The sequence below is a fragment of the Pseudomonas sp. BT-42-2 genome (genome assembly GCF_025847435.2).
In the GTDB taxonomy this organism is placed as follows: Bacteria; Pseudomonadota; Gammaproteobacteria; order Pseudomonadales; family Pseudomonadaceae; genus Aquipseudomonas; species Aquipseudomonas urmiensis.
The window spans coordinates 1-22,095 of sequence record NZ_JAOYTM010000010.1; the positions used below are offsets into that span (position 1 = coordinate 1).

Here is a 22,095-nt window from a genome sequence, read left to right on the forward strand (position 1 = left end):
AGCAAGCTCGGTTAAGCGGAGACTGCGCAGCCCTCATCGCGGGGCAAGCCCGCTCCCACGCAGTTCATCCATGCAGGTCATGGCGAGTTATCGATGCAGGTCATGGCGTGGGAGCGGGCTTGCCCCGCGATAGCAGGCTCAAACCTTGCGCAGACTTCGCCATAACGCTGCAGTCATCAAAACACTGACCCCCGCCCAGACCCAAGCCTGCTGATTGTGCAACCCTTCCCGGAACAACTGCGGCGCAACCCCTGCGCCGACGATAAACGCCAGCAAAGCCACCTCAGCCCGCCGCGCTGGCACGGGTCGCAGCAGATAGACCAAAGCGGGTAGCAGCAATGCCGCACTGGGAAAACTGCGATAGCGCGGATCAACCACCATCGCCAACATGCTCACCGCCGCAGCGAACCCTGCCGCCAGTAGCCACCAGCCAGCCCGCGCCTCAAGCCAGGTGAACAGCCGCTGGCGCCAGCCGTTACGCTGCGCCAAGGTCAGCGCAGCATGCGCCAGCACCAGCAGATTCAGCCCTGCCAGCAACACCGCCCACAGCCACTCGCCAGCAAATCGCGCGTTGGTGCGCATCAGCTCGCCCCATAGCCCCAGACTGCTGGCACCTATCGCTGCCAACAACGGCAGCAACAAGGCTGCACGCGGATCGGCCGGCCGACCAGCCAGTAGCAGCACCGCGATCAGCAACGACACACTCGCCAGCAACCACTGCGGCCACAGCGCCAGGTTACTCACAGGCCCTTCCAGCACACCTTTGTCCTGGCGATCGGCGTCATACAGCCCCCAGTAGCCACCCACCGCGCCCTCGCTGGCGCGCTTCCACGGTTGGTCGAAGGCTTCGATCAGGTTGTAGCTCCAGCCATTGCGCTCGGCCATGGCGACAAAACCACGAATGAACAGTGCTTCATTGACCCGGCTCGGCACTGCCGTCTCGCGCTGGCGCCCCTCGCTGGGCCAGCCGGTTTCGCCGATCATCACGTCCTTGGGCGCAAAACGTGTGCCGAACACCCGCCGTACCTCGGCGACATGCGCCAGGGCCTGGTCGATCCCGCTGGGGTCATCTTCCCAGTAGGGCAGCAGGTGGATGGTCAGAAAGTCCACCGCAGGTGCCACTTGTGGGTGCTGCAACCAGAACTCCCAGACATCGGCATAGGTCACCGGCACCGTCACACGACTTTTCACCCGGGCGATCAGTTCAGCCAAGCGATCTCCCGTAACTTCCTTGCGCAGCAGCGCCTCGTTGCCGACGATCACCGCCGTGACCACATCCGGGTTGGCGTTGGCCGAGGCGATCAGCAGCTCGACTTCCTTGTCGGTGTCGGCGACGTTGGCATTGACCCAGGCGCCGATCATCAGCTTCAGCCCATGCTTGCGCGCCAACGCCGGAATCGCCTCAAGACCGGTCATCGAATAGGTGCGGATGCACTGAAAGCGCTCAGCCAGCAGCGCCAGGTCGGCGTCCATGCGCGCCGGGCGCAGGCGGAACGGCTGGTCGAACGGGGATTGGTCTTTATCGAACGGGGTGTAGGAGGCGCATTGCAGTTTATGCGTGGGGCTGGCCGCATCGGGCAGCAGCACCGGCTTGCCCAGCCCGTACCAGAGCGCCCCGAGCCCGAGCAAGGCGAGCAGGCAGGCGAGGAGGTAAAGGGGCAGTAGCAAGCGGGCGGAACTGGGCATCAGGCGGTCCATCGTCAGGCGCAAAGGGCTAGATGATAGCCGCAAATGCCTGGCGCCAATGCATTGGCATGCAAGGATCGCGCAGGGCAGGGCGGGCCGATCACGCTAATGGCCAAGTGCTGTCGCATCTGGTTGGGGTGGAGGTCGCTGATAGAGCAGGTCGACCTGTGTGGCAGGTTGATGATGCAATCTCCAAGACCTGACGAGGGGATGCTTTGATGAATATGCGACGTTTCCTGGGCGTGGGATCCGCCCTGGTGTTGGCCATGAGCGCTGCGCAGGCAATGGCCAAAGAAGTGAGCATTGGTTACGTAGATGGTTGGGCCGACAGTGTGGCGACCACTAACGTGGCCGCCGAAGTAATCAAGCAGAAGCTCGGTTATGACGTGAAACTGCAGGCGGTGGCCGCCGGCATCATGTGGCAGGGGGTTGCCACCGGCAAACTCGACGCCATGCTCTCGGCCTGGCTGCCGGTTACCCATGGTGAGTACTGGACCAAGAACAAGGACAAGGTGGTCGACTACGGCCCCAACTTCAAGGATGCCAAGATTGGCCTGATCGTCCCTGAGTACGTCAAAGCCACCAGCATCGAAGACCTCAAGACCGACGACACCTTCAAGCAGAAGATCGTCGGCATCGACGCCGGCTCCGGGGTGATGATCAAGACCGAACAGGCCATCAAGGACTACGACCTGACGGGTTACAAGTTGCAGGCCAGCTCCGGCGCGGGCATGACCGCCGAACTGGGCCGGGCCTATCCCAAGCAGCAGTCGATCGCGGTGACCGGTTGGGTGCCGCATTGGATGTTCGCCAAATGGAAACTCAAGTTCCTGGAAGACCCTAAGGGCGTGTATGGCGCGGCTGAGACCGTCAACAGCATCGGTAGCAAGGAGCTGGACAAGAAGGCGCCGGAAGTGGCGGCATTCCTGAAGAAATTCCAGTGGCAGTCCAAGGATGAGATCGGTGAGGTGATGCTGGCGATTCAAGATGGTGCCAAGCCTGACCAGGCGGCCAAGGACTGGGTGGCCAAGCATCCGGAGCGGGTGGCCGAGTGGACTGGCAAATGAGGGAGTAAGGCTCAGCGGCCAATGCGCTTTCTTCGCGGGCAAGCCCGCTCCCACAGGGCCTCAATCGAGCCTTGTGGCAGCATCTTGAGCGGGTTGCCGAGTGGACTGTGAGGCTCAGCGGCCAATGCGCTTTCTTCGCGGGCAAGCCCGCTCCCACAGGGCCTGTATCGAGCCTTGTGGGAGCATCCTGAGCGGGTTCCCGAGTGGATTATGAGGCTCAGCGGCCAATGCGCTTTCTGCGCGGGCAAGCCCGCTCCCACAGGGCCTGTATCGAGCCTTGTGGGAGCATCTTGAGCGGGTTGCCGAGTGGATTGTGAGGCTTAGCGGTCAATGCGCTTTCTTCGCGGGCAAGCCCGCTCCCACAGGGCCTGTATCGAGCCTTGTGGGAGCATCTTGAGCGGGTTGCCGAGTGGATTGTGAGGCTCAGCGGCCAATGCGCTTTCTTCGCGGGCAAGCCCGCTCCCACAGGGCCTGTATCGAGCCTTGTGGGATCATCCTGAGCGGGTTGCCGAGTGGATTATGAGGCTCAGCGGCCAATGCGCTTTCTTCGCGGGCAAGACCGCTCTACAGGGCCTCCATCGAACCCTGTGGGAGCGGGCTTGCCCGCGAAAAGGGCGACTCAGGCTTATCTGTTGTTACCAAATCTGCAAAACACCGTTGCATCTAAGACTAAGGTCGTCTGGTTGGCGTCCAACGGCAGCATAAAGTTACAGGCGGGTTATCCCTAATCTGTGCTGCTAGGACAAAAACAATGAACGACAGCATTTACCTCTCGATACAGAACAGTCCGCGCTTCAAGGAACTGGTCACCAAACGCGAACGCTTCGCCTGGATTCTCTCGGCGATCATGCTCGGCCTCTACTGCGGCTTCATCCTCCTCATCGCCTATGGCCCGCAAATTCTCGGTGCCAAGCTGAGCCCGGACTCGTCGATTACCTGGGGTATTCCCCTCGGTGTCGGCCTGATCCTCTCGGCCTTCATCCTCACCGCCATCTATGTGCGTCGTGCCAACGGCGAGTTCGATGAGTTGAACAAGGCAATCCTCGAGGAGGCCAAGCAATGATCCGTCAAGCCAAAGCCCTGGCCGTCCTGGCCTGCGGCGTTTTTGCACCCGCTGTGTGGGCCGCTGATGCGCTCACCGGCGAGGTGCAGAAACAGCCGCTCAACATGTCTGCCATCGTCATGTTCCTGGCCTTCGTCCTGTTCACCCTGGGGATTACCTACTGGGCGTCCAAACGCAACAAATCAGCCTCCGACTACTATGCCGCCGGCGGCAAGATCACCGGTTTCCAGAACGGTCTGGCAATTGCCGGTGACTACATGTCGGCAGCCTCGTTCCTGGGGATTTCCGCCCTGGTGTTCACCTCCGGCTACGATGGCCTGATCTACTCGATCGGCTTCTTGGTCGGCTGGCCGATCATTCTCTTCCTGATCGCCGAGCGCCTGCGCAACCTGGGTAAATACACCTTCGCCGACGTGGCCTCGTATCGCCTCGGGCAAAAGGAAATCCGCACCCTGTCGGCGTCCGGCTCGCTGGTGGTAGTGGCCTTCTACCTGATCGCGCAGATGGTCGGCGCGGGCAAGCTGATCGAGCTGCTGTTCGGCCTGGACTACCACGTCGCGGTGATCCTGGTCGGCATCCTGATGTGCATGTACGTGCTGTTCGGCGGCATGCTCGCCACCACCTGGGTACAGATCATCAAGGCCGTGCTGCTGCTGTCGGGTGCCAGCTTCATGGCGCTGATGGTGATGAAGCACGTGGGCTTTGATTTCAACACCCTGTTCACCGAAGCGATCAAGGTGCACGCCAAAGGTGAGGCGATCATGAGCCCGGGCGGTTTGGTCAAAGACCCGATCTCGGCGTTCTCCCTGGGCCTGGCACTGATGTTCGGTACCGCTGGCCTGCCGCACATCCTGATGCGCTTCTTCACCGTCAGCGATGCCAAGGAAGCGCGCAAGAGCGTGCTGTACGCCACCGGTTTCATCGGCTACTTCTACATCCTGACCTTCATCATCGGCTTCGGCGCGATCCTGCTGGTCAGCACCAACCCAGACTTCAAGGACGCCGCGGGCGCGCTGCTGGGCGGCAACAACATGGCGGCGGTGCACCTGGCCGATGCCGTGGGTGGCAGTATCTTCCTCGGCTTCATCTCAGCGGTGGCCTTCGCCACTATCCTGGCGGTGGTCGCTGGCCTGACCCTGGCCGGTGCCTCGGCGGTATCCCATGACCTGTACGCCAGCGTCTGGCGCAAAGGCAAGGCCAACGACAAGGACGAGATCCGCGTCTCGAAGATCACCACCATCGCTCTGGGCGTGCTGGCGATCGGCCTGGGCATTCTGTTCGAGAAGCAGAACATCGCCTTCATGGTCGGCCTGGCCTTCTCCATTGCCGCCAGCTGCAACTTCCCGGTACTGCTGCTCTCGATGTACTGGAAGAAACTCACCACCCGCGGCGCCATGATCGGCGGCTGGTTGGGCCTGGTCAGTGCGGTTGGCCTGATGATCCTTGGCCCAACCATCTGGGTGCAGATCCTCGGTCATGAGAAAGCCATCTACCCGTATGAGTACCCAGCGCTGTTCTCGATGATCATCGCCTTCGTCGGTATCTGGTTCTTCTCGGTCACCGACAAGTCCAAGGCAGCTGAAAACGAGCGTGCGTTGTTCTTCCCGCAGTTCGTCCGTTCGCAGACTGGCCTGGGTGCCAGTGGCGCGGTTTCTCACTAATCCTTGCCTGTAATGCCACAACGCCCCGCTAGTCGGGGCGTTGTCGTTGGTGAATAGCTGATCCGCCTTGCAAGCCAGTTTGATGGCGTTTTGAGGTCGCTGGGAAATTTCCGAAGCCCGCTCGGAACGGTCTTACTCATCGCGACGAATCGACCCTGAATAATCTCCTTGCTGACCGGGAACCCCCGGCAGGCATTAGCCCTTCAAGGAGATCAGATTCGTGAAACGTACGTTATTCGCCCTTCCCCTGGCCATGTGCTGCGCCACCTCGGCTTTTGCCATTGACCCGATTGAGAAGCAGGTCCAGGTCACCGCTCAGATCCCGACTGGAGCGTTCTTTGTCGAGCCTGTGGGCGGCAACTGGATGAACGACCCGCAAGAGATGACCTGGAACTCCTATCAATCCAAGCTAGAACCGATTCGCAAGGAGTTGCAGGTCAAGAGCACCGTGGGGCCGATTACCGCCTACCTGGTGTCGCCTGCGGTCATTGCCAGCGGCGTCAACAACATCGGCCTGGATGTCATGGTTGCCGGCACCGTGCTCAAGACCACGCCGACCGAAGTGGTCAGTGCGGCCCTGGCTGCCACCGGCACCACCGTTGGCTTTGAAGTGCATGCCCAGGCCGCGCCTACCACCGGTTATGTGCCAGGCAGCTACCAAGGCTTGGTCAGCATGATGTTTGAAACCGCTGCGCCTTGAAGCGGGCAGTTATCGGTTAACCCATTCGTTGTTGCCCTCCTTGTCCTCCACGCCTGTCGAGGGGAGGGAGGGTATTGCCTGTAAGCGACGCTCATGCCAATCAAATACACCTCGATCGCCGTCCTGTGCTGTTGGCTGCCATTGGCTGTCTGCCTGGCCACCTTGCCCTGTGGGGCAAATGCTGCGGCGACGGCGCTGGGGCGCATCGACGGTCTGCCGCGTGAATTCGAGGCGCATTTCTTCGACGTGCCGTTGGCGGTCCGGGTCGACCTGGATGGCCGCTACCTGGGCGATGCCATGGTCGTGCTCAGCCGCGACCAACGTGTACAGCTGATCGAATTCACCGATACCCAAGAGAGCCGCGAGCCCGAGCGCGTACGTCGTCTGTGGCGTGAGCGCCTGAGCAATGCCCGGCCATTGGGAGACTGTCAGTCCGATTGTCCTGATGGGTTACGCGCCGTGCACTACAGCCTGGTCAATTCCCAGTTGTCGTTATTGACCAATCAGGCTGAAGTGCAAGCAGGGGTTGAACGCTTTCATCAACTCCCGGCACAGGGCAGTTATGGCCTGCTGTTGCGCAATCAGCTCAATCTGGTGGGGGATGGACGTGGCACTACGGGGCGCTACGCCATGCAGGGGCAAGGCAGTATCGGCAACTGGACCGCCTTGGCCGACGGCCAGTTCGACCGTGGCAGCGACAGCGAGCAAGGCACCCGTTACCGCATCGACCAGCTATACGCCGAGCGCGTGGTCGAAGCTAACTTCTACCGCCTGGGCTACTTTACCCCCAGCGCCCAAGGCCTGACCCGCCAGCCACGGCTGATGGGTACCAGCCCCGATACCACCCTCGGCCTGATGTTTGGCAGCAGCGACAGCCTGGCCATCGATAACGGCGCGCCCAGCGCCACGCCGATCTATGTCACCCCCGATCGCCCAGCGGTGGCCGAGATCTACCGCAACGGCGTGCTGATCAACAGTCAGCCTGTCCAGCCGGGCTTGCAGACGCTCGATACCAAAGTGCTGCCCGGTGGCATCTATGAAATCGAAGTGCGCCTGGTCGAGGACGGCCAGGTCACCTCGCGCAGCCAGGCATTCATCTACAAACCCAGCAACTGGCGCAGCACCGATGCGCCGTGGCGCTACAACGTCTATCTAGGCCGGCAGAGCAGCCTGCTGAGCAACTGGGAGCGCGAGCATGACGACAGCCTCAGCGCTGGCGTGTTGGCCAACTACCTGCTGCACCCACGGGCGATTGTCGGTCTGTCGGCCCAGCGTATCGACCAGATGATGCAATACGGCACCTCGCTGGACTGGGACGTGTTCGACCGCTTCAAGCTCTACTCCAATGTCTACCAGGCCCAGGACTACGGCAGTGGCTATGACCTGCAGGCGATCCACACCTATGACAGCGGTTCGTTGGTCGCCAGCCACAGCCGTTCTTGGCTGTCGCGCCCGCAGCAAGCGCGCAGCGCGGCGTTCGTACAGAGGCAGACGCAATCCTCGCTGTCGCTCAACCATCGCCTCGATCCGCGCAACACTGCCAGCCTGCGCATCTCCCACAGCAGTGGCGCCAGCGAAGGTATGGGGGTCGACCTGGGATGGTCGTATTTCGGCCGGGTGCTGGGGTCGGACGCCAACTGGCGCCTGTCACTGTTCGACCGCCCAGGCACCGTCGGCACCGGCGATGCGCGCAGCCGCGGGGTCAACCTGAGCTTGAGCATGAGCCTGGGTGGGGGCGGGCGGCGGGTGTCGGCCAGTCTAGGTACACGTACCTCACGCGACGGCGGGCGCGACGTCAACGCTACCCTGGCCTACCAGCAAGATGTCGACATCGGCCCACTGCGCAGCCTCGGCATGACCGCCAGCGCTGACCGTTATGGGGTAGGGCTGGGCGGTGACACGCAGTTTGAAAACCAGGTAGTGCATGGCGATGCCTATGTTCAGCGATCCTCTTACAACGGCGAGTTCACGGGTGGCTTGAACATGGAAAGCCTGCTTGCCGTAGGCGAAGGCAAGGCGGCCTTGAGTGGCCAGTACCTGCCGCATCAGGCCGGTTTGATCGTCGATGTCGAGACCGATCTGGATGGCCTGGAGCTGCGCGCCGACGACCCCAATGGCAGCACCGCCAACCTGCGCCCTGGGCGCAACGTGATTCCGGTAGCGGCCTACAAGGCTGGCCATGTGCAGTTCGATTTTGAAGGCAGCGAGGCGACAGCGGCAGTGATCCAACCCTCGAGCCTCGATTACCACCTCAACCGCGGTGGGATTGCCTATCGACAGTTGCGTGTGCTGCGCACGGTTACCGTGATTGGCCGCTTGATCGACGTCAAAGGTAGGCCGTTGCGGGGGGCTCAGGTGATCAATCACGCCAGCCGCACGGTGAGTGAAGCCGATGGCTTCTTCGCCGTAGAGATGAGCGAAGCGACCCCGAGCCTGGAGGTTCACCAGCATGGCGCGGCGGCTTGCCTGCTCAGCCTCGACCTGCTGGCACTGGAGCGTGAAGGCGATGTGGTGCTGGCCGGAGATCAGACCTGTAGCCCCGCGAGCCTGGCTGGGGTGGGCGATGTTGCGAGTAACCGGCGCGGTTGAGTCAGTGCCGGCCCTATCGCGGGACAAGCAACGAAAAACCCGTGGGAGCGGGCTTGCCCCGCGATGAGACCGGCACTGGCGCCCCATTCACTCAATGCAATCACCAACTTCAGAACAGTGCTTGGGAAATTTCCGAACTGGTTTTAGGACCAATCCCGCGACCTAGGCCATAGCCATCAACGCCACGGTATCAATACTCTCGTTATGTCGAAAAAGAGACCTATAAACATGACCCTTCCCAGGCTGATCCTGTTGACCCTGCTGCTCACCCCGCTGGCATCACACGCCGCGCCCGAGCTCAATGTCGGCGCCCTGTACGACTACCTCGACAGCGGCAAGAGCACCCTGCTCAAGCGCGTGCGCAACAGTGGCGACACCACCGCGTTCGTCAAGATCAGCGTCGCCGAGTTGGTCTATGACGCCAATGGCGAGCCCCGCGAGATCGATACCGATGGCCTGCCCTTGGAGCAGCGCGGCCTGGTCGCCAGCCCTGCACGGCTGATCGTACCGGCCCAGGGGATGCAGGCGGTGCGCCTGCTGTATCGCGGCGCGCGTGAGCAGGAGCGCTACTTCCGCCTGCGTTTCGTGCCAGTACTGCCGGAAAGCGGCGATGGTTTTGCGTTGAACGAGCAGGAGGCCGAGCAGTATCGCGACAGCCTCAAGGCCGGGGTCAACCTGCTGGCCGGGTATGGCTCGATCCTGTTCGTGCGCCCCGCCCAAACCCGCTTCCATACCCCTGTGCAGCGTAAAGGCGGCCGCCTCACCGTGGTCAACCAAGGCAACAGCACCGTGGTGCTCGATCATTTTCGTCAGTGCCAGGCTGCCGGGCAGGGGTGCGAGCCTGCCACCAAACATCACCTGCTACCGGGGCGCAGTCGCGACTTCGACGGGCAGTTAGGCAAGGTGCATCAGTTCGAGCTGCATGAAGGCAGTGAGCACAAAGAAATGGTGGTAGAGGGATGAGCATCTCGAACGCTTGGCAAAAGCGCCTGCGCCGTTACTGCGGCGGTTTGGTGCTGGCAATGACTGCGCTTTCGGCCTGCGCCGTGGAAACAACGCTGACGGCGGAGTATCGCGGCGGTGGTTCCGGGCGATTTGAAAACACCACGCCGCCCGCGTCCTTTTGCCTAATCTGGGCACGGCTGTGCAGAGAACGCATGACTGTAGACCTGCCGATCACCTACGCCAAACGCACGGTGCAGTCAGCACCAGACCCGCGAGACCAGTTTTACGTGAAACTCCCAGCAGCGAGGGTCGTTGATGTGTATCACGAGCAAACGGGTGAGTCGCGACGAATGAGCTTTCAGTTCAACTCCGTAGCTCAGCGGGTTGTCAGCACCATCTACAATCGCAACCCGGTGAACAGAACGACTGTCGATGGGCCATGCAGAAAAGGCGCGGGGTTGGGCTGGCAAACGTTGAAAACGTATTTCTATGTCTGGTACCTCAACGATCCGCTGTCACCGGGCGGATGCTGGTCTACCCATTACAGTCCAACGCCAGGCACGGTGGAAAACGTCCAGGTCGAGGTCACAGGGGTCACCTATACGCTCGATATTCCCCCCCCTTACCGCCTGCGAGCTGGCATCTACCGCGGCAGCGTCACTTACAGCATTGGCCCCGGTGGCGATTTCGACTTCGGTAACGACGTCTCGGCGCTCAGTGGCGATACGCTGACGATCAACTTCGAGCTGGATGTGCAGCATGCATTTCTCTTCGAGTTCGCCCCAGGCTCGGAGAAGGCCGTACTTGAGCCCAGAAACGGCTGGAGCGCCTGGCTCGCCGGGGGCCGAGCTCCAGGCCGGGTGTACCGTGACCTGCCATTTCGGCTGTGGTCGACTGGCCCGTTTAAAGTCTACAAGCTCTGCCAGTACCAGGCCGACGTGCGCTGCGCGATAGTCAATGACGCCAGCCACCAGGTGCCGGTGGAGGTCGCCTTGAGCCTGCCGCCTGGCATTCAATACCAAAGCCGACCGGTCGAACGCCTGGTCCTGCCGACCGGACCCGCCGCAGCCCTGCAACTGGATGCCGCGCAACCCACCCTCAATCGTCCCGGGCATTTGCATTTCGAGGTGGCCAAGGACGATGTCAGCACTATGCTTGCCCACCCCGGCAGCACCTACAACGGCCAGGTCACGGTGGTGTTCGATGCCGAACTCTAGCCCGGCCTGCATCACTCGCGAGGTCGCCTATGTACACAGCCTTGGTGGTTGATGATCATCCGTTCATCCGCTCCACGGTATGCCTGTTGCTGCGCCAGGAACAGGTCGAGGTGGTCGGCCAGGCAGACAACGGTATCGATGCAGTTCGCCTGGTGCGCGAACACCGCCCGGATCTGGTGATTCTCGACATCACCATGCCTGGCCTCGATGGCCTGGATGTGATTGCCAGGATCCGCGGCTTGGAGCATCCGGCCAAGACTCTGGTGCTCACTTCACAGTTGGCTGAGGCCTACTCTCTGCGCTGCATGCAGGCCGGCGCTGCGGGGTTCGTGTCGAAAACCGACGACCTTTGCGAGTTGAACAAGGCGGTACGCGCGGTGATGTCCGGCTATACCTATTTTCCGGAAGTGGCCCTGAGCTCGGTTCATAGCCAGGACCTGAAGGCCACCGAAGCCCAGTGCATCGCCAGCCTCTCCGACCGCGAGCTGATGGTGTTGCAGCAGCTGGCGCGGGGCTTGAGCAACAAAGCCATTGGCGAAGCGATGCTGCTGAGCAACAAGACCATCAGTACCTACAAGGCTCGCCTGCTGGAGAAGCTGCGGGTCAACTCGCTGATCGACCTGGCGGACTTCGCCCGCCGCAATCTGCTCATCTGAATGCCTTACTGGTGCGCCTGAATGTCCTGTTCCTGGCGGTGTGGTGTGCCTGGGTGTGGTTGCCGGTCGCCGCTGCCCCGGTATTGCATGCCCGCGCCAGCCTCGATGGCCCCCGGCCGGAACCCGACAACAGCCAACTGCGCTGGCTGTGGGAGCGGCGCCAGCTGCGTTTGGGCGTGCTCAATCGGGAGAACCCGCCATACGACATACTCGGTACCGGTCAGGTTTATGAGGGCATCAGCGCCGATTACGCAGGGCTGTTGGCCGAGCAGATGAACCTTGAGGTGAGCGTGCAGGTGTTCGCCTCGTTCGCCGAGGCGGTCACAGCATTACGCGACGGCCAGATCGATCTGCTCGCCTCGGTGACCGCCCAGCAGGCGTTGCAGGCGAACCTGCGCCTGTCGCGGCCGTATGGTGAAGACCGGCCATTGTTGATGGCCCTGGAAGAGGACTTGCGCGCCCGCATCCGTCGCGCCGAGCCCTTCGATCTGGTGATGGTCGAGGGCTATCGGACCCAGGAGCAAGTCAGTGCGCATTACCCACTGGCCCGGGTTCATCCGCATCCAAGCCCATTCAGCGCACTGACTGCGTTGGCCTTCGGTCAGGCCGACCTGTACCTGGGTAATGGCTTAGGCGCGCGCTATGTGCTGGGGCGCAGTCAATTGAGCGGGATCGAGGAAATCGGCCACGCTGCCTTGGGGCGCCAGGGCATCGGCTTTGCCATGCTGGAAGATGACTCACCCTTGCCGCACTTGGTCGATGCAGGCTTGGCGGCGCTGTCCGAGCGCCAGCATGCACGCATCCGTGAACGCTGGAGCCCGGTGTCGGCCAATGCGCATAAAGCTCAACCGCTGCAACTGAACGAGCGCGAGCTGCGTTGGCTGAGCGAAAATCCCTCGGTCAAAGTATTGCTCGATGAACAACTGCTGCCGTTGAGCTACCGCGATGCCAAAGCACAATGGCGCGGTTTGAGCCTGGATATCCTGCAGCTGATCAGCCGCCGTACCGGCCTGCGTTTCGAGGTGGAGGCGGGCGGCAGCGTGGCGCGCATGCTCGACCAGGTGCGCCAGGGCCAGGCGCAGCTGATCGCCGGCATCCCCCGCAGTGCTGCGCTGGAGCAGTACCTGGGGTTCAGCCGTGCCTATCTGAGTGCGTCACGGGTGCTGGTGACCCGTGACGATCCGCGCGCGCCGAGCAGCCTGGCGCAGTTGGCTGGAAGGCCGTTGGCAGCGGTGTGGGGGAGCGATGTGCTGGAGGAGCTCAAGCAGCATTACCCCTTGGTTGAGCCGCTGATCGTACCCGGCCCGGTGGCGGCCTTGCAGGCAGTGGCGCGCGGTCAGGCGGCCGCAGCGGTATTGACCCTTGATGACGCGCGTCCGCTGATTGCCCGCTGGTACCCAGGGCGTTTGCGCATCAGTGCCAGCTTGCCGATGTCGCCAGCGCACTTTGCCCTGGCCAGCGCCCGAGGTTCAGTTGAGTTGCAGGGCATCCTTAACAAGGCCTTGCTCAGCCTCGCCCCGCGCGAGACCGATGTACTGGTGCGGCGCTGGCGCAACCCGATGATCGTCGCCGACGGCGTCTGGCCACGTTATCGCGGCAAGATCCTGCTCGGCTTCGGCCTGGCGCTGGGGTTGCTGCTGCTGGCGCTGATGTGGATTCGCTACCTGCGCCGACTGCAAGTTCAGTTGCGCCGGGCCACCCAGCAGGCCGATGCGGCCAACCAGGCCAAGACACGTTTTCTGACCACCATGAGCCATGAGATCCGCACCCCGCTGCATGCGGTGCTGGGCATGCTCGAGCTAGCCCAGCACAAGGCCGAACAAGGCGTGCTCGACCGCCTGGCGATCGAAGTGGCAACCGATGCCGCGCGGGGTTTGCTGGAGTTGATCGGCGATATTCTCGACATTACCCGTATCGAGGCGGGTCACCTGCACCTGGCGCCACAGCGGGTGTGTCTGCGCGAGCAGGTGGCGCGGGTGGTGCAGTTGTTCGAGCAGCAGGCGCGTGGCAAGGGCCTGGAGCTGCGCTTGCAGATGCACGGCGAGGTGGATGCGCAGGTGATGCTTGACCCGCTGCGCTTCAAACAGGTGCTGGCCAACCTCTTGAGCAATGCCATCAAGTTCACCCGTCAAGGCTATGTGGCGGTCCGCCTCAACGCCGTGCCGCGAGATGGCCGGCTGGCGGTGGAGTTGCAGATCAAGGATACCGGGGTCGGCATTGCCGAGGCCGAGTTGGCTGGGCTCGGTCAGCCGTTTCGTCAGGCCAGCAACCAGCAGCAGTCGCCGCGGTGCAGTGCCGGCCTGGGTCTTGGCATCAGTCGTAGCCTGTGCGAGATGATGGGGGGGCACTTAAGCCTGCGCAGCGTGTTGGGCCAGGGCACCGAGGTGGATATCCGTTTGAGTTTGGCAGTGTTGCCCGCCGAGCCCTGCCTGGAGCCGGTGGTGCTGCCGTTTCCCGCCGACAGCGAGCGCCTGCGAGTGCTGGTGGTCGACGACTATCCTGCCAACCGGTTGTTGCTGGCCCAGCAGCTGGACTACCTCGGTCACCAGGCGCGGGTCGCCGAAGATGGCGCCCAGGCGCTGCGCCTGTGGCTCAAGGAACACTTCGACGTGGTGATCAGTGACTGCTCCATGCCGCGCCTTAACGGCCACGCCCTGGCCCGAGCGATTCGCGAGCATGAGCGGCGCAGTCGCAGGCCTGCATGTCGCCTGATCGGCCTGACGGCCAACGCCCAGGAACAAGAACGCCGGCGCTGCCGAATGGCAGGCATGGACGATTGTCTGTTCAAACCCTTGGGGCTGGAAGAACTGGTGCAAGCCCTGGCCAGTTGCCGGGCAACGGCTAGGGATGACGACCCCTTGATGCTGGATATGGACCATCTTCAACGTTTGGTGGGCAAGGATGAAGCGGCGCTCAAGGCGTTGCTCGGCGATTTGCGCACCAGTAACCGAGAAGACCTGCAACGCCTGGAACGGGTCGCTGAAGATACCTTGGAACTGGCTCAGCTGGCCCATCGGGTCAAGGGCGGCGCGAGAATCGCTCGCGTCCTGCACCTGGTGGCCCTGTGCGAGCGGGTCGAGCACAGTTGCGCTAGCCGGCCTTTGGCCCGTGAGCGCTTGAGCAGCGATGTGCAGGCGTTGCGCAAGGCCATGCAACACCTTGAGCGGCAACTGGACAACCAGGCCGCTCGCAGTGTCTGAAAGGACGGCCCCCTGGCTGAGGCCAGGGGGCTGGGTCATATCATGCCAAGCAACAACAGCACCAGCAGGATCACCAGCACCACGCCAATGATGCCGGATGGGCCATAGCCCCAGCTGCGCGAGTGTGGGAAGACGGGTAAGCCACCAATCAACAGCAGGATCAGGATGATGATGAGGATCGTGGTCATGGGCGTAATCCTTGCGTTGTTCTAGGGGAAGGGGCCTAGGAATGCTGGCCGCTTACAATTCCGACCTGCGCCGCTTGGCAAAGATTCAATTGGCGTTGCGGGCAGTGGATGTTGTTGTGTCAGTACTGGCTCTATCGCGGGGCAAGCCCGCTCCCACGGAGATCGTGCGCGGCCATGCCGGCCCATTCAGCAGCCTGATAGCGCACCAACTCGATGCAGGCCTTGGCTAGACTCGGCCCATTGCCCACCGAACAAGGCCTGCACCATGCACAACCGAATGATGATCACTGGCGCAGGTTCCGGCCTTGGCCGCGAAATCGCCCTACGCTGGGCGCGCGAGGGCTGGCGCCTGGCCCTGGCCGATGTCAACGATGCCGGCCTGCGCGAAACTCTCGAGCGGGTGCGCGCAGCAGGCGGCGATGGTTTCACTCAGCGCTGCGATGTGCGCGACTACAGCCAGCTGACTGCCCTGGCCCAGGCCTGCGAAGAGAAGTTTGCCGGCATCGATGTGATCGTCAACAACGCCGGGGTCGCCGCGGGCGGGTTCTTCGCCGAGCTGTCGCTGGAAGACTGGGACTGGCAGATCGCGGTCAACCTGATGGGCGTGGTCAAGGGCTGCAAGGCGTTCTTGCCGTTGCTTGAACGCAGCAAGGGGCGGATCGTCAACATCGCCTCGATGGCGGCGCTGATGCAGGGGCCGGGGATGAGCAACTACAACGTGGCCAAGGCCGGCGTGCTGGCGTTGTCGGAGAGCCTGCTGGTCGAATTGCGCCAGCTGGAAGTGGCGGTGCATGTGGTGTGCCCATCGTTCTTCCAGACCAACTTGCTCGACTCGTTCCGTGGGCCGAATCCGGCGATGAAGGCGCAGGTGGGCAAGCTGTTGCAGGGCTCGCCGATCAGTGCGGCGGATATCGCCGAGTACATGCATGAGCGGATTGGCGCCGGCGAGTTTCTGATTCTGCCGCATGAGGCCGGGCGCGAGGCGTGGAAGCTCAAGTGCCAGGCGCCAGAGCGGCTGTATGACGAGATGGCCGAGATGGCGGTGAAGATGCGCGCCAAGGCGGGCAGTCGGGGCTAGCGTGTGTGATGACAATGTTGCCCCGCGATGAGGCTAGCACTGTCGCCCAGTTATCCCAGATCAATCAGGTATCCTATGCGCCTTTTTCATGGGCCAAGGAGCTTGGCGTGATCAACTACTTCTGGTTCTTCCTGGCCGCACTGTTCGAGATCGGCGGCTGCTACGCCTTCTACCTGTGGCTACGCCTGGGCAAGAGCGCCTGGTGGATCGTACCGGCGCTGCTCAGCTTGACGCTGTTCGGCCTGATCCTCACCCGTGTCGAGGCCGCCTACGCGGGCCGCGCCTATGCAGCCTACGGCGGCATCTACATCGTTTCGTCATTGCTCTGGCTGGCGCTGGTAGAGCGCATACGGCCGCTGGGCAGCGACTGGCTCGGCGCACTGCTGTGCGTGCTCGGGGCAACCATCATCGTCTTCGGGCCACGCTTGCAGCAGGGCTAAAGCCAGGTATTTCTGTAGGGCGAATTACCTTTGCTAGTGGGACTCGTCTCTTTCGCTGGCGCAATATTGTGGAGCCAGATAGACCTGAAGCAGGCTCCGGTTTTCCCTTAGCGGCGAGGATCGGAGCATGCTGGTAATTGGACGCGATGTTGGCGAAGTCATCACCGTCGGCGATGACATCGAGATCAAGGTGATGGCGGTGGGCAACGGGCTGGTGCGCTTTGGCATCAGCGCGCCGCGTGACGTACCGGTGCACCGCAGCGAGGTGTACAAGCGGATCAAGGCGAAGGAGAAACAGCAGCGGGACATGTAAGCGGGGCTGCACGGGGCAACCCCGGTTGATCACTCGAGCAGTTCTCTAGGCACTTCATGCTTGGCCAGCAGCTGGCACTGTTGACTGTCCAGGTCGAACAGTATGAACGCCTGGCCCTTGGCCAGTGCCTGGCGCACGCGCAGCACGCGCGTCTCCAGCGGCGTGTCATCGCCATTGTCGGTGCCTTCGCGGGTGACGAAGTCTTCGATCAGGCGGGTCAGGGTTTCGGCTTCGAGTTGGTCGTAGGGGATCAGCATACGCAGGGACGGTCTGTAGTCGGGAGTGGCCCCATGCTACGCGAAACCCGCCACCTGCGTGTAGGCATCAGCTCTTGTTGCCGACCAGGCTGTCCACGGCCGGCACGCGGGTATCGCTTTCCATTTGCGCATCATGCTCCAGCTGGTGACTGAAGCGTTCGAGCGAAGCGCTGGCCGGGTTGGAATCGCTGGCAAATACTGGCGGGCTGAGCAGGTAACCGGCCAGCAGCCGGCTGAGGGTCGACAGGCTGTCGATATGGGTGCGCTCGTAGCCATGGGTAGCATCGCAGCCAAAAGCCACCAGCGCGGTGCGGATATCGTGGCCGGCGGTGACGGCCGAATGCGCATCGCTGAAGTAGTAGCGAAACAGGTCGCGGCGCACCGGCAGGTCTTGCTCACCTGCCAGTTTCAGCAGGTGGCGCGACAGGTGGTAGTCGTAGGGGCCTGAGGAATCCTGCATGGCCACGCTTACCGCGTGTTCGCTGGAGGCCTGCCCAGGTGCTACCGGGGCGATGTCGATGCCGACGAACTCGCTGACATCCCAGGGTAATGCACCGGCCGCGCCAGAGCCGGTTTCTTCGGTGATGGTGAACAGCGGATGACAGTCGATCGGCGGCTGCTGGCCGCTTTCCACTACTGCCTTGAGTGCGGCAAGCAATGCCGCTACGCCGGCTTTGTCATCCAGGTGGCGGGCGCTGATATGGCCGCTCTCGGTGAACTCCGGCAGCGGATCGAAGGCGACGAAATCACCAATCGAGATGCCCAGCGTCTCGCAGTCGGCACGGGTTGCGCAGTAGGCGTCCAGGCGCACTTCGACGTGGTCCCAGCTGATCGGCATCTGGTCGATCGCGGTATTGAAGGCGTGCCCGCTGGCCATCAGCGGCAGCACACTGCCGCGCAGTACACCGGTGTCGGTGAACACGCTGACCCGGCTGCCTTCGGCAAAACGACTCGACCAGCAACCGACCGGGGCCAGGGCCAGGCGGCCGTTGTCTTGCAGTTGGCGCACGCTGGCGCCAATGGTGTCCAGGTGTGCCGAGACGGCGCGGTCGGGCGAGCTTTGGCGGCCCTTGAGGGTGGCGCGGATGGTGCCGCGGCGGGTCAGTTCGAAGGGGATACCCAGTTCATCCAGGCGTTCGGCGACATAGCGCACGATGGTGTCGGTGAAGCCGGTCGGGCTGGGGATGGCGAGCATCTCCAGCAGGACGCGTTTGAGGTATTCCAGATCCGGTTCGGGGTGGTGTTTGGACATGTGCACTCCTCGGCGGGTGGGTGGTTGTCCTTGTGGGCCTGATCGCGGGGCAAGCCCGCTCCCACGTTGAGTGCTTTACCTCAAAAGAGGGCACAGCGTGGGAGCGGGCTTGCCCCGCGATGAGGCCCGCCAGGACAACACATCATTCAGGCAGGCGACCGGCTATGGGGAAACAGCAGGTCGACAAATCGTTCAGCGGTCGGTTGCGGCTCATGGTTGGCCAGCCCGACCCGCTCATTGGCCTCGATAATCACGTAGTCAGGCTGCTCGGCGTCACGCACCATCAGGTCCAGGCCCACTACCGGGATATCCAGCGCCCGCGCCGCACGCACGGCGGCATCGGCCAGGATCGGGTGCAGACGCTCGGTGACATCTTCCAGGGTGCCACCGGTGTGCAGGTTGGCCGCGCGGCGCACCGCCAGGCGCTGACCGGCAGGCAGGATATCGCTGTATTGCAGGCCGGCAGCGCGCACCGTGCGCTCGGTTTCCTCGTCCAGCGGGATACGGCTTTCACCCCCGGTGGCGGCTTGGCGACGACGGCTCTGCGCCTCGATCAGCGCCTTGACGCTGTGCTTGCCATCGCCGATCACCTGGGCCGGATGGCGAATCGCGGCGGCGACCACTTCATGGCCAATCACCACGATGCGCAGGTCGAAACCTGGGTGGTAGCTTTCCAGCAGCACCCGGCTGTCGAACCGCCGCGCCTGTTCGACCGCCTGGCTGATCTCTTCCAGGGTGGTCAGGTTGACCGCCACGCCCTGGCCTTGTTCGCCATCCACCGGCTTGACCACCACCGCGCCATGCTCTTCGAGAAACGCCAGGTTGTCGTCGGCATTGCCCGCCAGTTGCTGCACCGGCACGTGCAGCCCGGCATTGTGCAGGGCGTGCTGGGTCAGGCGCTTGTCCTGGCAGAGGGTCATGCTCACGGCGCTGGTCAAGTCGCTGAGCGATTCCCGGCAGCGCACCCGGCGCCCACCAAGGCTGAGGGTGAACAGGCCGGCAGCGGCGTCGTCGACCTGCACCTCGATGCCGCGGCGAAAGGCCTCGTCGACGATGATTCGCGCATACGGGTTGAGCCCAGCCTCGGGGCCGGGGCCAAGGAACAGCGGCTGGTTGATGCCATTTTTGCGCTTGACCGCAAAGGTTGGCAGGTTGCGAAAGCCAAGCTTCTTGTACAAACGCTTGGCCTGGCGATTGTCGTGCATGACCGACAGATCGAGGTAGGCCAGCTCTCGGCTCATGAAGTGCTCGATCAAATGCCGCACCAGCACTTCGCCGACGCCGGGGCGGCTGCAATGCGGATCGACCGCCAGGCACCACAGGCTACAGCCGTGCTCTGGGTCATCGAACGCCTTGCTGTGATTCAGGCCCATGACGCTGCCGATCACTGCCCCGGTATCTTCGTCTTCGGCCAGCCAGTAGACCGGGCCGCCCTGATGGCGCGGGGTGAGCAGTTCGGCGTTGACCGGCAGCATGGCGCGGGTCTGGTACAGACTGTTGATCGCTTGCCAGTCGGCTTCGGTCTGCGCCCGACGGATACGAAAACCGCGAAAAACCCGCTGCGCCGGACGGTAGTCGGTGAACCACAGGCGCAGGGTGTCGGACGGATCGAGAAACAGCTGCTGCGGCGCATGCGCCAGCACCTGCTGTGGCGCCGCCACGTAGAGGGCGATATCACGCTCGCCAGGGGCCTCTTCAAGCAGCGCTTGGGCCAGATCGCTGGGGTCTGGGTAGGTATGCCCGATCAGCAATCGACCCCAGCCGCAGTGTACCGCGCGCGGCTGGTTGTGGGGCTCGCTGCCGTCACCGGCCAGACGCGCTTGCAGGCGCTCGTAGGAGGGCGCCTGGCCGCGCAGCAGGCGCTGGCCATAGGCGATTTCGTGGGCTTTCATCGATCAGATTCCTTGTTCGCTGAGCCACAGGTTCAGGGCCGCCAGCTGCCACAGCTTGGAGCCGCGCAGGGGCGTGAGCTGGCCGTGCGGATTGCTCAGCAGCTTGTCGATCATCGCCGGGTTGAACAGGCCACGGTCCTGGCTTGGGTCGGTCAGCAGCTGGCGTACCCAATCGAGGGTCGCGCCTTCCAGGTGCTTGAGGCCCGGGACCGGGAAGTAGCCCTTCTTGCGGTCGATCACCTCATGAGGGATGACCCGGCGCGCCGCCGACTTGAGCACCTGTTTGCCGCCATCGGGCAGCTTGAAGCGTGCTGGAATGCGCGCCGACAGCTCGGCCAGGCGGTAGTCGAGGAATGGCGTACGCGCCTCCAGGCCCCAGGCCATGGTCATGTTGTCGACGCGTTTGACCGGGTCGTCGACCAGCATCACCGTGCTGTCCAGACGCAGCGCTTTGTCTACCGCATCGGGAGCGCCGGGGCGGGCGAAGTGCTCGCGGACGAACTCGCCTGCGGCATCGGTCTCCAGCAGCCACGGCGCTTGTACCGTGTCGCGGTACTCGGCGTGGCTGCGGTCGAAGAACGCCTCACGGTAGGCTGTGTAGGGATCTTCGGCGCCATCGACCTGCGGGTACCAGTGATAGCCGGCGAACAGCTCATCCGCGCCCTGGCCGCTTTGCACGCCCTTGCAGTGCTTGGCTACCTCGCGCGAGAGCAGATAGAAGGCGATGCAATCGTGGCTGACCATCGGCTCGCTCATGGCGCGGAACGCGGCCGGCAACTGCTCGATGATCTCGCGCTCATCGATGCGCAGCTGGTGATGGCGGGTGCCGTAGTGACGGGCGATCAGGTCGGAGTACTGGAACTCATCGCCGCGTTCGCCGCCGGCATCCTGAAAACCGATGGAGAAGGTCGACAGGTCGTCCACGCCGACTTCGCGCAGCAGGCCGACCAGCAAGCTCGAATCGACCCCGCCAGAGAGCAGCACGCCTACGTCGACCGCTGCCCGTTGGCGGATCGCCACGGCGTCGCGGGTGGCGTCGAGTACGCGGGTGGTCCAGTCTTCGAGGTCGAGCTTGTGCTCGTCCGGGTTAGGCCCGTATTGCAGCTGCCACCAGGTCTGGCGCTCGACTTCGCCGTGCCGGTCGATGCGCATCCAGGTGCCGGGTTCGAGCTTTTGCACGTTGGCCAGCAGGGTGCGCGGCGCGGGAACCACGGCGTGGAAATTAAGGTAGTGGTTGAGTGCGACCGGGTCGATCATCGGGTCGATATCGCCGCCCTTGAGCAGTGCCGGCAAGGTCGAGGCGAAGCGCAGGCGCTCGCCATTGCGCGACAGGTACAGCGGCTTGACGCCGAGGCGGTCGCGGGCGAGGAACAGGCGCTGGTTGTCGCGCTCCCAGATGGCCAGGGCGAACATGCCGTTGAGCTTGGGCAACAAGGCTGCGCCCCAGGCGTGATAGCCCTTGAGCAGCACCTCGGTGTCGCCGTCGGACCAGAAGGTGTAGCCCAGCGCTTGCAGTTCCTGACGCAGCTCGGGGAAGTTGTAGATGGCGCCGTTGAACGCCAGCGACAGGCCGAGGTTGTTGTCGACCATCGGTTGGGCCGAGCCATCGGACAGGTCCATGATCTTCAGCCGGCGGTGGCCGAGGGCGATCGGGCCCTGGCTATGGAAGCCCCAGGCATCCGGGCCACGCGGCGCCAGATGATGGGTGATGCGCTCGACCGCGGCGAGGTCCGCCGGGCGCGGGGCTTGGTTGATCGGGGTGAAGCGTAACTCTCCTGCTAATCCGCACATAAGTCCTTACCGGTTTTGCCGTTGGGGAGGGGTGCCCAAAAGTAGGGCACTTAGGAACTGACCTGTGCGGTTTGTGAGAGTTTTAGATCAATCTGTTATA

18 protein-coding genes are annotated in these 22,095 nt (G+C 63.0%); 12 read left to right on the forward strand and 6 right to left on the reverse strand.

All coding sequences use genetic code 11. The features are described from left to right. Positions 1 to 138 precede the first annotated feature (138 nt). Positions 139 to 1,698 carry a beta (1-6) glucans synthase gene (locus OIU19_RS11780; RefSeq protein ID WP_264235140.1) on the reverse strand — a complete coding sequence of 520 codons (1,560 nt, stop codon included), beginning with the start codon at positions 1,696 to 1,698 and terminating at the stop codon, positions 139 to 141. A 206-nt stretch (positions 1,699 to 1,904) separates the two neighbouring features. Between OIU19_RS11780 and OIU19_RS11785 the strand changes: the two genes are divergently transcribed. The 9 genes from OIU19_RS11785 (at position 1,905) to OIU19_RS11825 (ending at position 14,784) form a co-directional block, all read left to right on the forward strand. After that, positions 1,905 to 2,753 carry a glycine betaine ABC transporter substrate-binding protein gene (locus tag OIU19_RS11785; protein ID WP_186554722.1) on the forward strand — a complete coding sequence of 283 codons (849 nt, stop codon included), beginning with the start codon at positions 1,905 to 1,907 and terminating at the stop codon, positions 2,751 to 2,753. A gap of 751 nt (positions 2,754 to 3,504) precedes the next feature. Next, the gene (locus OIU19_RS11790; RefSeq protein ID WP_186554723.1) at positions 3,505 to 3,816 is read left to right on the forward strand and encodes a DUF485 domain-containing protein; all 312 of its coding nucleotides are present in this window, start codon (positions 3,505 to 3,507) and stop codon (positions 3,814 to 3,816) included. Continuing rightward, a complete protein-coding gene (locus OIU19_RS11795; protein WP_186554724.1) occupies positions 3,813 to 5,477 on the forward strand; it encodes a cation acetate symporter in 1,665 nt (554 codons plus the stop codon). Before OIU19_RS11790 ends, OIU19_RS11795 begins: the two co-directional genes overlap by 4 nt. A gap of 220 nt (positions 5,478 to 5,697) precedes the next feature. After that, positions 5,698 to 6,177, forward strand: coding sequence for a fimbrial protein (locus OIU19_RS11800; RefSeq protein WP_264235142.1), 480 nt, complete (start codon positions 5,698 to 5,700; stop codon positions 6,175 to 6,177). A 93-nt stretch (positions 6,178 to 6,270) separates the two neighbouring features. Beyond that, complete coding sequence (locus tag OIU19_RS11805) at positions 6,271 to 8,766, forward strand: CS1-pili formation C-terminal domain-containing protein (protein ID WP_264235143.1); 2,496 nt, start codon at positions 6,271 to 6,273, stop codon at positions 8,764 to 8,766. 228 nt (positions 8,767 to 8,994) lie between these two features. Beyond that, positions 8,995 to 9,729 carry a molecular chaperone gene (locus OIU19_RS11810; RefSeq protein WP_264235144.1) on the forward strand — a complete coding sequence of 245 codons (735 nt, stop codon included), beginning with the start codon at positions 8,995 to 8,997 and terminating at the stop codon, positions 9,727 to 9,729. After that, on the forward strand, positions 9,726 to 10,928 hold the full coding sequence (locus OIU19_RS11815; RefSeq protein ID WP_264235145.1) for a hypothetical protein: 1,203 nt from the start codon (positions 9,726 to 9,728) through the stop codon (positions 10,926 to 10,928). The genes OIU19_RS11810 and OIU19_RS11815 overlap by 4 nt, the downstream gene beginning before the upstream one ends. A 29-nt stretch (positions 10,929 to 10,957) precedes the next feature. After that, entirely contained in the window at positions 10,958 to 11,584 is a 627-nt protein-coding gene (locus OIU19_RS11820; RefSeq protein WP_264235147.1) for a response regulator transcription factor, read from the forward strand. An 11-nt stretch (positions 11,585 to 11,595) separates the two neighbouring features. Continuing rightward, complete coding sequence (locus tag OIU19_RS11825; RefSeq protein WP_264235149.1) at positions 11,596 to 14,784, forward strand: transporter substrate-binding domain-containing protein; 3,189 nt, start codon at positions 11,596 to 11,598, stop codon at positions 14,782 to 14,784. 35 nt (positions 14,785 to 14,819) lie between these two features. On the opposite strand, the gene OIU19_RS11830 is transcribed toward OIU19_RS11825, so the two are convergent. Then, positions 14,820 to 14,972, reverse strand: coding sequence for a DUF3309 family protein (locus tag OIU19_RS11830; protein WP_003252624.1), 153 nt, complete (start codon positions 14,970 to 14,972; stop codon positions 14,820 to 14,822). Between the two features lie 265 nt (positions 14,973 to 15,237). On the opposite strand from OIU19_RS11830, the gene OIU19_RS11835 reads away from it, so the two are divergent. The 3 genes from OIU19_RS11835 (at position 15,238) to csrA (ending at position 16,803) form a co-directional block, all read left to right on the forward strand. Then, the gene (locus tag OIU19_RS11835; RefSeq protein ID WP_264235150.1) at positions 15,238 to 16,050 is read left to right on the forward strand and encodes an SDR family oxidoreductase; all 813 of its coding nucleotides are present in this window, start codon (positions 15,238 to 15,240) and stop codon (positions 16,048 to 16,050) included. A 107-nt stretch (positions 16,051 to 16,157) separates the two neighbouring features. Further along, complete coding sequence (locus OIU19_RS11840; protein WP_264235152.1) at positions 16,158 to 16,490, forward strand: YnfA family protein; 333 nt, start codon at positions 16,158 to 16,160, stop codon at positions 16,488 to 16,490. Between the two features lie 127 nt (positions 16,491 to 16,617). After that, complete coding sequence (csrA, locus tag OIU19_RS11845) at positions 16,618 to 16,803, forward strand: carbon storage regulator CsrA (RefSeq protein ID WP_264235153.1); 186 nt, start codon at positions 16,618 to 16,620, stop codon at positions 16,801 to 16,803. 29 nt (positions 16,804 to 16,832) lie between these two features. On the opposite strand, the gene OIU19_RS11850 is transcribed toward csrA, so the two are convergent. The 4 genes from OIU19_RS11850 to OIU19_RS11865 form a co-directional block, all read right to left on the reverse strand. Further along, positions 16,833 to 17,060, reverse strand: a complete 228-nt coding sequence (locus OIU19_RS11850) for a YheU family protein (RefSeq protein ID WP_186554735.1) — start codon at positions 17,058 to 17,060, stop codon at positions 16,833 to 16,835. 67 nt (positions 17,061 to 17,127) lie between these two features. After that, entirely contained in the window at positions 17,128 to 18,312 is a 1,185-nt protein-coding gene (locus OIU19_RS11855) for an osmoprotectant NAGGN system M42 family peptidase (protein ID WP_264235154.1), read from the reverse strand. 146 nt (positions 18,313 to 18,458) lie between these two features. Next, positions 18,459 to 20,204: an N-acetylglutaminylglutamine synthetase gene (ngg, locus tag OIU19_RS11860; protein WP_264235155.1), complete on the reverse strand. Its 1,746-nt coding sequence runs from the start codon at positions 20,202 to 20,204 to the stop codon at positions 18,459 to 18,461. A 3-nt stretch (positions 20,205 to 20,207) separates the two neighbouring features. Then, positions 20,208 to 21,995: an N-acetylglutaminylglutamine amidotransferase gene (locus tag OIU19_RS11865; protein ID WP_264235156.1), complete on the reverse strand. Its 1,788-nt coding sequence runs from the start codon at positions 21,993 to 21,995 to the stop codon at positions 20,208 to 20,210. Between the last annotated feature and the right edge of the window lie 100 nt (positions 21,996 to 22,095).

Excerpts from the sequence above, each read along its gene's own strand:
- OIU19_RS11780 (WP_264235140.1), bottom strand. The coding sequence starts at position 1,698 with ATGGACCGCCTGATGCCCAGTTCCGCCCGCTTGCTACTGCCCCTTTAC.
- OIU19_RS11785 (WP_186554722.1), top strand. The coding sequence starts at position 1,905 with ATGAATATGCGACGTTTCCTGGGCGTGGGATCCGCCCTGGTGTTGGCC.
- OIU19_RS11790 (WP_186554723.1), top strand. The coding sequence starts at position 3,505 with ATGAACGACAGCATTTACCTCTCGATACAGAACAGTCCGCGCTTCAAG.
- OIU19_RS11795 (WP_186554724.1), top strand. The coding sequence starts at position 3,813 with ATGATCCGTCAAGCCAAAGCCCTGGCCGTCCTGGCCTGCGGCGTTTTT.
- OIU19_RS11805 (WP_264235143.1), top strand. The coding sequence starts at position 6,271 with ATGCCAATCAAATACACCTCGATCGCCGTCCTGTGCTGTTGGCTGCCA.
- OIU19_RS11810 (WP_264235144.1), top strand. The coding sequence starts at position 8,995 with ATGACCCTTCCCAGGCTGATCCTGTTGACCCTGCTGCTCACCCCGCTG.
- OIU19_RS11815 (WP_264235145.1), top strand. The coding sequence starts at position 9,726 with ATGAGCATCTCGAACGCTTGGCAAAAGCGCCTGCGCCGTTACTGCGGC.
- OIU19_RS11820 (WP_264235147.1), top strand. The coding sequence starts at position 10,958 with ATGTACACAGCCTTGGTGGTTGATGATCATCCGTTCATCCGCTCCACG.
- OIU19_RS11830 (WP_003252624.1), bottom strand. The coding sequence starts at position 14,972 with ATGACCACGATCCTCATCATCATCCTGATCCTGCTGTTGATTGGTGGC.
- OIU19_RS11835 (WP_264235150.1), top strand. The coding sequence starts at position 15,238 with ATGCACAACCGAATGATGATCACTGGCGCAGGTTCCGGCCTTGGCCGC.
- csrA (WP_264235153.1), top strand. The coding sequence starts at position 16,618 with ATGCTGGTAATTGGACGCGATGTTGGCGAAGTCATCACCGTCGGCGAT.
- OIU19_RS11850 (WP_186554735.1), bottom strand. The coding sequence starts at position 17,060 with ATGCTGATCCCCTACGACCAACTCGAAGCCGAAACCCTGACCCGCCTG.
- OIU19_RS11855 (WP_264235154.1), bottom strand. The coding sequence starts at position 18,312 with ATGTCCAAACACCACCCCGAACCGGATCTGGAATACCTCAAACGCGTC.
- ngg (WP_264235155.1), bottom strand. The coding sequence starts at position 20,204 with ATGAAAGCCCACGAAATCGCCTATGGCCAGCGCCTGCTGCGCGGCCAG.
- OIU19_RS11865 (WP_264235156.1), bottom strand. The coding sequence starts at position 21,995 with ATGTGCGGATTAGCAGGAGAGTTACGCTTCACCCCGATCAACCAAGCC.